Source organism: Streptomyces sp. NPDC001728 (genome assembly GCF_040297565.1).
Taxonomy (GTDB): Bacteria; Actinomycetota; Actinomycetes; order Streptomycetales; family Streptomycetaceae; genus Streptomyces.
Genome location: NZ_JBEOZK010000005.1, coordinates 15,242 through 28,599, shown reverse-complemented (window position 1 = coordinate 28,599; position 13,358 = coordinate 15,242). Strand labels below are relative to the sequence as shown.

Here is a 13,358-nt window from a genome sequence, read left to right as displayed (position 1 = left end):
GGCCGCCCCTCGTCCTGTACGGCGGGGCCGGCCGGAGGCCGCTGTGTGGCCTCCTCCGGCTCGCCCGGCCCGCGGCCCAGGAGGCGGCGGGCCGGTGGGCGGGACGTTTCGTCGGGGGCGTGGTGCATGGAGGTCCAGGGGGAACGGGGAGCGAGGCAGCCCGCAGGCTACCGTCAGCGGCCGCGCAGGCGGCGGACGAGGATGCTCGCGTCGCCGCGGGACTCCAGGTCCGCCAGGACGACCGCGACGGCCTCCCGGACGATCCGGCCCCGGTCCACGGCGAGGCCGTGCTCACCGCGGAGCACCAGCCGTGCGTGCTCCAGGTCCATCAGCTCCTCGGCGGAGACGTAGACCGTGATCTTCTCGTCGTGGCGCTCCCGGCCGCTGGGCCGCCGGTTCGGGGCACGACCGCCGCCGCGTCGCCGCCCCGCCGGGGCGGGCACCGCCGCGGCGGGTGCGCCCTTGGCGGCGCCGTCGGGCTCCGCCGTCCTGGCGCGCGGTTCCGTGGTCTCGGAGTCCGCGGAACTGTGCTCCGCGGAGCCCTCGGCCGCCGCCGGGTCACTCTCACCCGCCGGTGCCGGGACGGCCCGGCGGGGTGCGGACGACTGGAGCGCCGTCCCCCCGGTCGTACGGAAGAGTTCGTCGGCGCCGGGCAGACTCACTCGGCGTGACACCGGGCGAGCACCTCCCTGGCGAGCTGGCGGTAGGCGGCGGCGCCCACGGAGTTGGAGGCGTAGGTGGTGATGGGCTCACCGGCGACCGTGGTCTCCGGGAAGCGCACCGTCCGTCCGATGACCGTGTGGTACACGTGGTCGTCGAAGGCCTCGACGACGCGCGCCAGGACCTCACGGCTGTGCACCGTGCGGGAGTCGTACATCGTGGCGAGGATGCCGTCGAGCTCCAGCTCCGGGTTGAGCCGCTCCTGGACCTTCTCGATGGTCTCGGTGAGCAGCGCCACTCCGCGGAGGGCGAAGAACTCGCATTCCAGCGGCACGATGACCTTGTGAGCCGCCGTCAGGGCGTTCACGGTCAGCAGGCCGAGCGAGGGCTGACAGTCGATCACGATGTAGTCGTAGTCGTTCATCAGCGGCTTCAGGGCCCGCTGGAGCGTCGACTCGCGCGCGACCTCGCTGACGAGCTGGACTTCGGCGGCCGAGAGGTCGATGTTGCTCGGCAGCAGGTCCATGTTGGGCACGGCGGTCTTCAGGAGGACCTCGTCCGCCGACATGCCCCGCTCCATGAGCAGGTTGTAGACGGTGAGGTCGAGCTCCATCGGGTTCACGCCGAGGCCGACCGACAGGGCTCCCTGCGGGTCGAAGTCGACGAGCAGCACCCGTCGTCCGTACTCGGCGAGCGCGGCACCCAGGTTGATGGTCGACGTGGTCTTGCCGACGCCGCCCTTCTGGTTGCACATCGCGATGATCTTCGCGGGTCCGTGGTCGGTCAGGGGACCCGGGATCGGGAAGTACGGCAGGGGCCGTCCGGTGGGGCCGATCCGCTCGCGGCGCTGGCGGGCAGCGTCGGGTGCGAGGGTGGCCGCGTACTCCGGGTCGGGCTCGTACTCGGCGTCGGGGTCGTAGAAGTGCCCCTCGGGCACCTCGTCGAAGGCGGCGAAGGGGGTGGACTCTCGGCCCATCTCGTTGCCGGCCGTGGCGTTCACGTGTAGGCCGTCCATCGTCTTCATCGTGTGGGCTGTCGTCATGGGCTGGTGCGTCGCGAAGGTCCGCACCGCGACGGAGCCGATCGGAGCACCTGGCGCACCGCTCCCGGGAGTAATTGTCGACTCATTCACAAGTCGTCTTACCTCCTTGGATGTCACCAGGAACATTTATCGATAGGTCAGCGTGGCACCATGCCGACGGTTGGCGACTCTATGGCGTGTCACCGCTCCGCAGCAACACAATCCGCCGGACCCGGCCCGATGTGTCGGCAACCGAACACGTCTCTGTCAAGGGTGCGCGGGCACGCATCCACACGTTTCAGGGGTGCTCGAATCGGTTAAAGGGTTACGTTCGAGGCGAGTTGGCCGAACGTTACGGCAGGCCCGGAGACACGGCCGGCCGGACCTTGTCGAACAAGGTCCGGCCGGGTGCGTGGATTGACGGCACGCGTTGACGGCGGCGCCGCCGAGGTCAGCCCAGGAGGGTGCTGAGCTCGACGTGCTCGAGGCCGTGCGCCTCGGCGACCTCCTTGTAAACCACCTTGCCGTCATGGGTGTTGAGACCCAGACCGAGCGCGGCGTCGCGGCGCAGCGCCTCGGCCCAGCCGTTGTTCGCCAGCGACACGATGTAGGGCAGCGTGGCGTTGGTGAGGGCGTAGGTGGAGGTGTTCGGGACCGCGCCGGGCATGTTGGCGACGCAGTAGAAGACCGAGTTGTGGACCTGGAAGGTCGGCTCGGTGTGGGTGGTCGGGTGCGAGTCCTCGAAGCAGCCGCCCTGGTCGATCGCGATGTCGACAAGGACACTTCCGGGCTTCATCTTGGCGACGAGCTCGTTGGTGACCAGCTTCGGGGCCTTGGCGCCCGGGATGAGGACCGCGCCGATGACGAGGTCGGCCTCGACGACGGCCTTCTCCAGCTCGTAGGCGTTGGAGACGATCGTCTGCACCTTGGTGCCGAAGATCTTGTCGGCCTCGCGGAGCTTGTTGATGTCCTTGTCGAGCAGGGTCACGTGGAAGCCCATGCCGACGGCGATCTGCGTGGCGTTCCAGCCGGAGACGCCGCCGCCGATGACGACGGCCTTGCCGGCGTGGGTGCCGGGGACGCCGCCGGGCAGGACGCCACGGCCGCCGGCCGAGCGCATCAGGTGGTAGGCGCCGACCTGCGGGGCCAGGCGGCCCGCGACCTCGGACATCGGGGCGAGCAGCGGGAGGGCGCGGTTCGCGGTCTCCACGGTCTCGTACGCGATGGCGGTGGTGCCGGAGGCCAGGAGGGCGTCCGTGCACTCGCGGGAGGCGGCGAGGTGCAGGTAGGTGAAGAGGGTCTGGTCCTTGCGGAGGCGGTGGTACTCCTCCGCGATGGGCTCCTTGACCTTGAGCAGCAGGTCCGCGCTCGCCCAGACCTCGTCGGCGGTGGGGAGGATCTCGGCGCCGGCGGCGACGTACTCCTCGTCCGTGATCGAGGAGCCGACACCGGCGTTCTGCTCGACGATGACCTGGTGGCCGTGGCGGACGAGCTCATGGACACCAGCAGGGGTGATGGCCACGCGGAACTCGTTGTTCTTGACCTCGCGGGGGATGCCGACCTTCATCGTCGATCACGGTCCTTGAATCATGGGGGATATCTGGGGCACTGCGATACATACCCGGATGCACTGCGGCGCACCGGAGCAGACCACGTTCACACGTGGCGCACCCAGTCTAATGAAGGAGTTCCCGCTGTCTAGCCTTTCAAAGTACTAATCTTTGCTGGAGCCACTACGGATTTCGTAGGTAGATGATTCCGTTTCCAGCAGCCTGTCGGCGGCGGCCCGGTGCAGCCGGGCCGCCGCCGGGTCACCGAGCCGGTCGAGGGTGTCGGCCAGCCGCAGCTGGAGCGCTGCCTGGAGCCGGGTGTCCTGGGCGCGCCGGGCCCACTCCACCGCCTCCTCGCAGGTCCGCAGCGATTCCTCGGGCCGTCCGGCGTACTCCTGGACCCGGGCCGCCTCGCTCAACGCCCGCGCGTGGCCCGGGAGATCGTCGAGCCGCCGGTAGCCGGCCGCGGCGGCCCGCCAGTTGCGCAGCGCCTCGCCGTACCGGCCCGCGTAGGTCTGTACGGCGCCGAGACGGGCGTACAGCCGGGCCTGGTCGGCCCGCTCGTCCCGGGCGAGACGCTGGGCGAGCGCCCGCCCGTACCAGTCGCCGGCCCGCTGCCAGTCTCCCAGCTCCTGATAGGAGCCACCTACGGATTCCATTGCGCGACCGGTCGCGTACGGGTCATTTGCTGCGCGTCCGGCATCCAAAGCCAACCGATATCGCAGCAGAGCGTCCTTGGTCCTGCCGGTCCGGGCGTCGAGATCGGCCAGGTTCAGCAGGGCGGCGGCCCGCTCGCGGTGCAGCCCGTGCCGCTCGGCGACGTCCAGGACCAGCTGGTGCAGCCCGTACAGCTCGGGAGCGGCGGCCTCGGCGCCCCGGTGCGCCGCCAGCGCCCGGACCAGGGAGGCGACGAGGCGACGGGCGAGGGTGTCGAGTTCCCCGTCGGCGACGGCGAGCCGGGCGGAGGCGAGCAGGAAGGACTGCCGGGAGCGCAGCCAGAGGGCACCGGCGGCGGCGTTCGGGAAGCGCAGGGCACGCGGCAGCCCGGCCAGCTTCCGGCGGGCGGCCGAGCCCTCGGGTTCGGTGACCGCACGGCAGGACTGGAGGAGCCGTACGGTCCGCTCCAGCATCCGGGCCCGCGCGAGCTGCACCTCGGCGGGCCGGTCGTGCTCCTCCAGTTGGGTGCGGAGGAGGGGGACGAGATGGCCGGGCACCTCGTACTGCCCGTCCTCGACGGCGGTGACGAGCCCCAGAGCGGCGAAGTCGGCGAGGGTGGTCGCGGCGGCCGAGACCGAGCAGCCGGCCAGGGCTGAGGCCGTGTGGGCGTCCGCCCGGCCCAGCGGCGCCAGGGAGAGGAAGCGCAGTATCCGGGCGGCGGGCCCGGCGAGCGCCTCGTGGGCGAGGTGGAAGGCGCGGGTGAGCGGGTCGCCGGCGAGGGCGCGGAGCCGCTTGGCGAGGTCGGCCACGGAGGCGGTGGGCTCGCCGGCCAGCCAGCCGCCGGCGAGGACGACGGCCGAGGGCAGCCCGCCGCACTCCTCGACGAGGGTCTCGGCGGCCTGCGGGTCGACGGTGACGCGTACGGAGCCGGTGAAGGCGGTGAGGAGTTCGATGGCCGACTTGGGGTCGAGCCCGCCGAGGGTGCAGGGCCGTACGTCGGGGATGCCGGTGAGCGGGCCCCGGGCGACGCCCACCACCAGGGTGTCGGGGTCGTCGGGGATCAGCGGGTCGGCCTGCTCGGCGTCGACGGCGTCGTCGAGGATCAGGACGGCGCGGCGGCCGGCGAGGGCGCCGCGGACCAGTTCGGTCAGTTCGTCCTCGGCGGCGCCGGGGGGTTCGGCCACCCCGAGCGCGGCGAGGAGTTCCCGGGCGACGCGGGCGGTGGGGACGGGGTCGCCGCCGGGCTCGGTGAGCCGGGCCCGGAAGATCCCGTCCGGGTAGCGGTCGGCGAGTCCGGCGGCCAGTTCCTCGGCGAGCGCGGTGCGGCCGGAGCCGGGCTTCCCGGCGATGAGCAGGACGCGGGCCCGGGGTGCCTTGCGACCGGTGAGGGTGTCGAGGCCGGTCCGCTCGATGTCGGCGCGCAGGGCCTTCAACTCCCGCTGCCGGCCGAAGAACTGCCGGCTGCCGGCCGCCGCCACCGCCTGATCCGTCACGGGCCACGCTCCCGTCCACCTGCGCACGAGCCGATCCCGCGGGGTCTCCGCACGGGCGATTCCGAGCGTAGTTCAGGGCGGTGCGCCGACCTGGTGGAGCAGGGCGGACACATCCCCCGATCGGATCAACAGATCTTCACACCGGAGGCCCCCATGACGAACCCCCGTCCCCGTGCGGGGACGCACGGGGACGGGCGTTCGCACCGGCTACGCCTCGAACGGCCGGGCCGGCCAAGGCGCCTCCGCCGGGCGCAGGGCGTCAAGACCCTCCCCCGCACGCGCCGCCACCAGCGACAGCACTCCCACCACCAGACAGTTGTTGTGCAGCTCCCCCGCGAGGACGCCCCGCACCAGCTCCGGCAGCGGCACCCGCGCCAGCTCCATGTCGGCCTCCTCCTCGGAGACCTCGAAGCGCTCCCCCTCCGCCTCCGCGACTCCGCGCGCGAGGAAGATCCGTACGGCCTCGTCGCAGCCGCCCGGCGTCGTGTAGACGTCGGTCAGGACGCGCCAGTCCTCCGCCTTGACGTGCGCCTCCTCGTACAGCTCGCGCTGCGCCGCGTGCAGCGGGTTCTCACCGGGCACGTCGAGGAGTCCGGCGGGAATCTCCCAGAGCTTCTGCCGCACGGGGTGCCGGTACTGCCGGAGGACGAGCACGCGGTCCTGCTCGTCGAGGGCGAGGACGGCCACCGAACCGGGGTGGACCTGGTAGTCGCGGCGCGCGACCGTGCCGTCCGGCATGACCACGTCGTCCGTGCGGACACTCGTCTTGTTGCCCTTGAAGGGTGTGGTGGTGGCGACGACGCGCCACTCCTCCGGGGTGTCCTGCACGCGCATCAGTAGTCCTCTCGTACGACAAAACCGGGGTACGGATCCACAGGACCCGTACCCCGGTTACGTTAACGCGCCGTACTACTTGCCCGTCTTGCGCTCGACGGCCGCCTTCACCAGACCCGCGAAGAGCGGGTGCGGGCGGGTCGGACGGGAGCGCAGCTCCGGGTGCGCCTGGGTGGCGACCAGGTAGGGGTGGATCTCGCGCGGGTACTCGACGTACTCGACGAGCTTGTTGTCCGGGGAGGTGCCGGAGAAGACCAGACCGGCCTTCTTCTCCAGCTCCGCGCGGTAGGCGTTGTTCACCTCGTAGCGGTGCCGGTGGCGCTCGTCCACGTACGGCTGGTCGTCGTAGACCTCACGGACGATCGAGCCCTCGGCGAGCTTCGCCGGGTAGAGGCCCAGGCGCATCGTTCCGCCCAGGTCGCCGGCGCCCTCGACGAACGCGAGCTGCTCCTCCATCGTCGAGACGACGGGGTGCGCGGTCGCCGGGTCGAACTCGGTGGAGTTGGCGTCCGGGATGTCCGCCAGGTTCCGCGCGGCCTCGATGACGATGCACTGCAGACCGAGGCAGATGCCGAGCAGCGGCACCTTGTTCTCGCGGGCGTACTGGATAGCGCCGATCTTGCCGTTCACACCGCGGTCGCCGAAGCCACCGGGGATGAGGACCGCGTCGACGTCACCGAGCTGCTTCTGCGCGCCGGCCGGGGTCTTGCACTCGTCGGAGGTGACCCACTTGACCTTGACGCGGGCCTTGTTGGCGAAGCCGCCGGCCCGCATGGCCTCGGTGATCGAGAGGTACGCGTCGGGCAGGTCGATGTACTTGCCGACCAGCGCGACCGTGACCTCGTGCTCCGGGTTGTGGACACGGTCGAGGAGGTCCTCCCAGACGGTCCAGTCCACGTCGCGGAAGGGCAGGTCGAGCTTGCGGACGACATAGGCGTCCAGGCCCTCGGTGTGCAGCACCTTGGGGATGTCGTAGATCGACTTGGCGTCGATCGCGGCGACGACCGCGGCCTCGTCGACGTCGCACATCAGCGAGATCTTGCGCTTGATGGCGGTCGGGACCTCGCGGTCGGCGCGCAGCACGATCGCGTCCGGCTGGATGCCGATGTTGCGCAGCGCGGCGACCGAGTGCTGGGTCGGCTTGGTCTTCAGCTCACCGGAGGGGCCGATGTAGGGCAGCAGCGAGATGTGCACGACGAAGACGTTGTCGCGGCCGACCTCGTGGCGGACCTGGCGGACGGTCTCCAGGAAGGGCAGCGACTCGATGTCGCCGACCGTGCCGCCGACCTCGGTGATGACGACGTCGACGTCGTCGGTCGCCATGCGGCGGATCCGGGACTTGATCTCGTTGGTGATGTGCGGGATGACCTGCACGGTGTCACCGAGGTACTCGCCGCGCCGCTCCTTGGCGATGACCTGCGAGTAGACCTGGCCGGTGGTGACGTTGGCCGAGCCGTCGAGGTCGACGTCGAGGAAGCGCTCGTAGTGGCCGATGTCCAGGTCGGTCTCGGCGCCGTCGTTGGTGACGAACACCTCACCGTGCTGGAAGGGGTTCATCGTGCCCGGGTCGACGTTCAGGTACGGGTCGAGCTTCTGCATCGTGACCCGCAGGCCCCGGGCCTTGAGGAGCGCACCCAGGCTGGAGGCGGTCAGGCCCTTGCCGAGGCTGGAGGCGACACCCCCGGTGACGAAGATGTGCTTGGTCGTCGTGGTTTTGGGCGGCATCGCCAAGAGGGGGCTCCCGTGGTCGCGTTCTGGAGGTGCGTACCGGCGTCCCCTCCGGAAGAATCGGGGGGTGCCGTCGCTGCGGTTGCGGGGTCCTCGGCTGTCGCCGTTTCCCACCGGTCCACGGGGTACCAGGGTATCAGCGACATCGGGAGACCGCTTCCGGCCACACGGGGCAGTCGGGTGTACACGGACGGCGACATGGCGGCGGGGCCCACGGAAGGCGGGGTTCACCCATTTGGAGCAGCGCATCTCTCGTGTGATCACTACGGGCACGGGGGCGCGTCGTATTCTGCTCGGACATCGCCCGCCGAGTCGGCCGGCGCGTCCCGCACACTGGCCGTACGGGCACACAGCACAAGGGCCCGACACCACACACACGGACACCGCACAGACAGCACGCACATCCGTAGCAAGCGCCCCGCGGGGCGGACATGGCCGTTCGACTGGAGTGAAGCACGTGGCCGGGCGCATCGAGGATTACGCACTCATCGGGGACATGCAGACCGCGGCGCTGGTCTGCCGGGACGGCAGCGTCGACTGGCTCTGCCTCCCCCGCTTCGACTCCCACGCGGTCTTCGCCGGACTGCTCGGCACCGAGGAACACGGATTCTGGCGGGTCGGCCCCGCCGGTCCCGCGGACGCCGATCCGGCGCCGGCCGACCGGCGCCGCTACCTGGGCGACTCACTGATCCTGGAGTCCGAGTGGGACACCGGGCGCGGCACGGTCCGGGTGACCGACTTCATGCCACCCCGCGACGGCGCGCCGCAGCTCATCCGGATCGTCGAGGGCGTCTCGGGCCGGGTGCGGATGCGTTCCGCGCTGCGGATGCGGTTCAGCTACGGCCGGATCGTGCCCTGGGTCCACAAGGTCGGCGAGCGCACGGTCGCCGTCGCGGGACCCGACTCGGTGTGGCTGGACACGGACGTCGAGACCCACGGCAAGGACCTGACGACGTACTCCGAGTTCACCGTGAACCCCGGTGACCGGATCGCGTTCACGCTGTCCTGGCAGCCCTCCCACAAGGAGCCGCCGGCGCTGCCGGACCCCGAGGGGTCCCTGGCGGCGACCGCCGAGTTCTGGCGCGAATGGGTCGACCACTGCACGTACCACGGCCCCTACCGGGAGGCCGTGATCCGCTCCCTGATCACCCTCAAGGCGCTGACGTACGCGCCGACCGGCGGGATCGTGGCGGCGCCGACGACCTCACTGCCCGAGGAGATCGGCGGCGTCCGCAACTGGGACTACCGCTACACCTGGCTGCGGGACGCGGCGATCACCCTCTCCTCGATGCTCCGCACCGGCTACCGCGAGGAGGCCCGCGCCTGGCGGGACTGGCTGCTCCGCGCCGTCGCGGGCGACCCGGAGAACCTCCAGATCATGTACGGCATCGCGGGCGAGCGGGAGCTCGGCGAGGCGGAGCTCGACTGGCTCCCGGGGTACGAGAACTCCGGTCCGGTCCGCGTCGGCAACGGCGCCGCCAACCAGCTCCAGCTGGACGTCTACGGCGAGGTCACCGAGGCCCTCCACCTCGCGCACATGACGGGACTCTCCCGCAACGACTACGCCTCACTGCTCCAGATCAAGCTGATCAACTACCTGGAGAAGCACTGGGACCAGCCCGACGAGGGCATCTGGGAGGTGCGCGGCCCGCGCCGCCACTTCGTCCACTCCAAGGTGATGGCCTGGGTGGCCGTCGACCGCACGATCAAGCTGATCGAGTCCGGGGACGCCGACGGCCCGCTGGAGCGCTGGCACGCGCTGCGCGACGAGATCCACCGGGACGTCTGCGAGAAGGGCTACGACGCCGAGCGGAACACCTTCACGCAGTCGTACGGCTCCAAGGAGCTGGACGCCTCGCTGCTGCTCATCCCGCAGATGGGCTTCCTGCCGCCGGACGACAAGCGGGTCATCGGCACGATCGAGGCGATCCAGCGGGAGCTGTCCACGGAGGACGGCTTCGTGCTGCGCTACCCCACCTCCGGCGAGGAGGCCGGCGTCGACGGCCTGGAGGGCGACGAGGGCGCGTTCCTCGCGTGCTCCTTCTGGCTGGCGGACGACCTGGCGATGATCGGCCGCGTGGACGAGGCCCGCACGCTCTTCGAGCGGCTCCTCGCGCTCCGCAACGACCTGGGGCTGCTCGCCGAGGAGTGGGACCCGAGGCTCCAGCGGCAGGTGGGCAACTTCCCCCAGGCCTTCAGCCACGTCCCGCTGATCGACACGGCACTCCGCCTGACGGCGAGCGGGGCGTACGGCGGCTGACGGGGTGGCAGGGGGGTGGCAGCCCCTCCAGCACGCGCGGGACGGGCCCCGGACCTACGATGGGAAGGTCCCGTCCCCCCGCGTGAAAGGGGGGCTCCCATGGGTCCCCACATCTCAGAGAGCGCCCTGTCCGGCCTGATCGAGGACCTGGCCGGTGAGGTGATCATCCCCGGTGGTCCCGGCTACGACGAGGCGCGCGCCCTGCACAACGGCATGATCGACCGGCGTCCTTCGGTGATCGCCCAGTGCGCCACCCAGGCCGATGTGTCCAACGCGATCGTGTTCGGCCGCGAGGCCGAGCTGCCGATCGCGGTCCGCGGCGGCGGGCACAGCGTCGCCGGCACCTCCGTGATCGACGGCGCGCTGGTCGTCGACCTCCGCCGGATGCACGGCGTCGTCGTCGACCCCGAGAACATGACGGTACGGATCGAGGGCGGGGCGACCATGGCCCACCTGGATCACGCGTGCCAGCCCTTCCAGGTGGCGACGACCGGCGGCCGGGCGTCCACCACCGGCGTCGGCGGCTTCGTCCTGGGCGGCGGCTCGGGCTGGCTGGAGCGGAAGTTCGGGCTGGCCAGCGACAACCTGCTCGCCGCCGACCTGATCACCGCCGAGGGCAAGCACGTCCACACGGACGCGGAGGACAACCCCGAACTGTTCTGGGCGCTGCACGGCGGCGGCGGCAACTTCGGTGTGGCGACCTCGCTGACGATGCGGCTGCACCCGCTGCCCCGGCTGAGCATCGCGATGCTGCTCTACCTGCCGGACAACGCGCCCGAGGTGGTGCGCACCTTCCGCGATCTCGGGGCCGGCGCGTCCGACGACATGGGCGGTGGCGCCATCTACCTGCCCGCGCCCCCGATGCCGTTCATCCCCGAGGACCTGGTCGGCAAGCTGGTCTGCGGGGCACTGTTCACGTACACCGGACCGGTCGCCGAGCTCCGCGAGTTCGCGGCGCCGCTGTTCGCGCTGGGTCCGGTGGTCGAGATCGTCATGGACATCCCGTACGTGGAACTGCAGACGATGCTCGACGACCCGCCGGGGCTGCGGAACTACTGGTCGGCCGAGTACCTGCGGGACCTCCCCGACGAGGCCGTGGACATCTTCTGCGACCGGGGCGCCCGCATCCCGGCGTCGACCGCCACCCAGCACGTGCTGTTCCTGATGGGCGGTGCGGTGGCCGCCGGGCCCTCCGAGTACCCGCAGCCGTGGCGCACCGCGCCCTGGGCGGTGCACCCGTTCGCGACCTGGGAGGACCCCGCGTACGACGAGCAGGCGAAGCAGTGGGTGCGCGACGTGCGGGCGGACGTGCGGCCGTGGGCGCTCGACGCGACGTATCTGAACTTCGTCGGCGCCGAGGGCGAGCAGCGGATCGTCTCCTCCTACGGGGAGGAGAACTACCGCCGGCTCGCCGCCGTGAAGGCCGCCTACGACCCCGACAACGTGTTCCGGTACAACCAGAACATCGCACCCGCGGGCTGAGAGGCGGGCGGGCCCGCCCGGCTCAGCTCAGCGCGGCGATCACCTCCTTGGCGGCCCGCTCCCCTTCCGTCGCCCCGCCCTCCATGAAGCCCTGGAAGTCGTAGGAACAGTGCTCGCCGCCGATGTGGACCCTGCCCTGAGCGGTGCCCTCGTACCCGGCGTACCGGTGGAGGTAGCCGACGGGCCAGCAGGCGTACGCGCCGAGGCTGTACGGGTTCTTGTGCCAGGCGGAGAGCTGGGCACGCCCGGTGTACGCCCGTGAGGTGCCGGGGAAGAAGGCGTCGATGCCCGCCAGGTAGCGGGTGACGAGGCTCCGTACGTACGGGTCGGACTCGGTGGAGAAGGGCCCGGCCGGGTTCAGGTTCCTGGCCAGGCTGCCGCCGCCGTACTGGAGGAGGATGCCGCCGGTGCCGCCCTGGACCTTGGTGGTGTCCCAGGTCTGCTGGACCTCGCCGTCGGTGAAGCAGTCGCCGGCCGAGACGCCCGGCCAGGCGCCGGTGCCGCGCCAGGGGCGGGTGCCGAACTGCATGTTGAGCTTGGTGCAGTAGCCCATGCGGGCGTCCCGCAGGAGGCCCCGCATGAGCGGGTCGAAGGCGGCCTGCGAGGTGTCGAGCTGCTGGAGGATCGGCAGCGGGAGACAGAGGATCGTGCGGTCGGCGGTGACGGTCCGGATGGCGCCGGCCTCGTTGAAGGTCAGCGTCTGGGTGCCGTCGGCGTTGGCCCGTACGGCGGTGAGGGACCAGCCCTGGCGCAGGGTGCCGGGGGCGAGGGCCCCGGCGACGGCGTTCGGGAGCCGGTCGTTGCCGCCGACGATGTGGTAGCGCTCGTTGGAGAGGCCCCAGATGTTGAAGTTGCCGGGATTGGTCTGGTAGCCCATCAGCAGGACCAGGGCGAGCGAGGACTGCTCGCTGGTGTCGGCGCCGTACTCGACGTTGTAGGCGACGTCGATGAACCGGCCGAGCGGCGAGGAGTGCCCGCCGGGGACCCGGGACTCGATCCATTCGTACACCGACATGTCGTCGAGTGCGGTGCCGGTGGGGGTGGTCTGGTTCCAGTAGACCTCCCCCGCGTCGGAGAGGTCCCGGCGCAGCGCCTGGTAGACCGCCTTGAAGTCCTCGTCCGCCTGGGCGCGCGGGTAGTAGGCGCCGTTGAACCAGAGGACTTCCTCGGCTCCGTTGGGTCCGCCGCCGAGGAAGTCCTCCACGGTGAGGCCGAAGCGGCGGCAGAGTTCCAGGATCTTCTTGTGGCTGGTGTCGATCAGCTCGCCCCCGATCTCGGAGGTCTGCCCGTACGCCCAGTGGTCGCGCTGGGTCCACATGCGGCCGCCTACCCGGGAGGGGTTCGCCTCGTAGAGCGCCGGGCTCAGACCGGCGTCCTGGAGGGTGAGGGCGGCGGTGAGGCCGGAGATGCCCGCGCCGACGACGGCGATCCGGGCGTTGCTCTTCACCGGCGGGGCCGGGGTGGCGGCGCCGGCCGGAGCGGCCGAGCCGAGGCCTGTCGCACCGGCGCCGACGGCGATCCCGGCGGCTGCGGCGTACTTGAGGAGGGACCGGCGTCCGAGCGCGTCGGCCCGCATGCCGCGCAGCTCGTCGACGGGGATGTTCAGCCGGCGGGCGTCGGCGTGCTCGGCGGCGAGGCGGTTCAGGAGGTGCATCGGGTTGGTGCGTGCCATG

General features: G+C 71.2%; 9 protein-coding genes. 2 read left to right on the top strand and 7 right to left on the bottom strand.

Going from position 1 to position 13,358, the window contains the following annotated elements; all coding sequences use genetic code 11:
- Nucleotides 1–173: 173 nt before the first annotated feature.
- The 6 genes from ABT154_RS09795 to pyrG all read right to left on the bottom strand — a co-directional run bounded on the left by ABT154_RS09795 (nt 174) and on the right by pyrG (nt 7,940).
- Complete coding sequence (locus tag ABT154_RS09795; RefSeq protein ID WP_351855761.1) at nt 174–662, bottom strand: hypothetical protein; 489 nt, start codon at nt 660–662, stop codon at nt 174–176.
- Entirely contained in the window at nt 659–1,684 is a 1,026-nt protein-coding gene (locus tag ABT154_RS09790; RefSeq protein ID WP_261993048.1) for a ParA family protein, read from the bottom strand. Before ABT154_RS09790 ends, ABT154_RS09795 begins: the two co-directional genes overlap by 4 nt.
- A gap of 448 nt (nt 1,685–2,132) precedes the next feature.
- A complete protein-coding gene (gene ald / locus ABT154_RS09785) occupies nt 2,133–3,248 on the bottom strand; it encodes an alanine dehydrogenase (protein ID WP_351855152.1) in 1,116 nt (371 codons plus the stop codon).
- Nucleotides 3,249–3,395: 147 nt separating this feature from the next.
- On the bottom strand, nt 3,396–5,381 hold the full coding sequence (locus tag ABT154_RS09780) for an AAA family ATPase (RefSeq protein ID WP_351855150.1): 1,986 nt from the start codon (nt 5,379–5,381) through the stop codon (nt 3,396–3,398).
- Between the two features lie 207 nt (nt 5,382–5,588).
- Nucleotides 5,589–6,215, bottom strand: a complete 627-nt coding sequence (locus ABT154_RS09775; RefSeq protein ID WP_317875608.1) for an NUDIX domain-containing protein — start codon at nt 6,213–6,215, stop codon at nt 5,589–5,591.
- Nucleotides 6,216–6,290: 75 nt separating this feature from the next.
- Nucleotides 6,291–7,940, bottom strand: a complete 1,650-nt coding sequence (gene pyrG, locus ABT154_RS09770; protein WP_351855147.1) for a CTP synthase — start codon at nt 7,938–7,940, stop codon at nt 6,291–6,293.
- A gap of 460 nt (nt 7,941–8,400) precedes the next feature.
- Between pyrG and ABT154_RS09765 the strand changes: the two genes are divergently transcribed.
- Together ABT154_RS09765 and ABT154_RS09760 are read left to right on the top strand one after the other, a co-directional pair.
- Nucleotides 8,401–10,203 carry a glycoside hydrolase family 15 protein gene (locus ABT154_RS09765; protein WP_351855144.1) on the top strand — a complete coding sequence of 601 codons (1,803 nt, stop codon included), beginning with the start codon at nt 8,401–8,403 and terminating at the stop codon, nt 10,201–10,203.
- A 99-nt stretch (nt 10,204–10,302) separates the two neighbouring features.
- The gene (locus tag ABT154_RS09760; protein ID WP_351855142.1) at nt 10,303–11,685 is read left to right on the top strand and encodes an FAD-binding oxidoreductase; all 1,383 of its coding nucleotides are present in this window, start codon (nt 10,303–10,305) and stop codon (nt 11,683–11,685) included.
- A gap of 22 nt (nt 11,686–11,707) precedes the next feature.
- Here the strand turns inward: ABT154_RS09760 and ABT154_RS09755 are convergent, their stop codons facing one another.
- Entirely contained in the window at nt 11,708–13,357 is a 1,650-nt protein-coding gene (locus ABT154_RS09755) for a flavin monoamine oxidase family protein (protein WP_351855140.1), read from the bottom strand.
- Nucleotide 13,358: the final 1 nt, after the last annotated feature.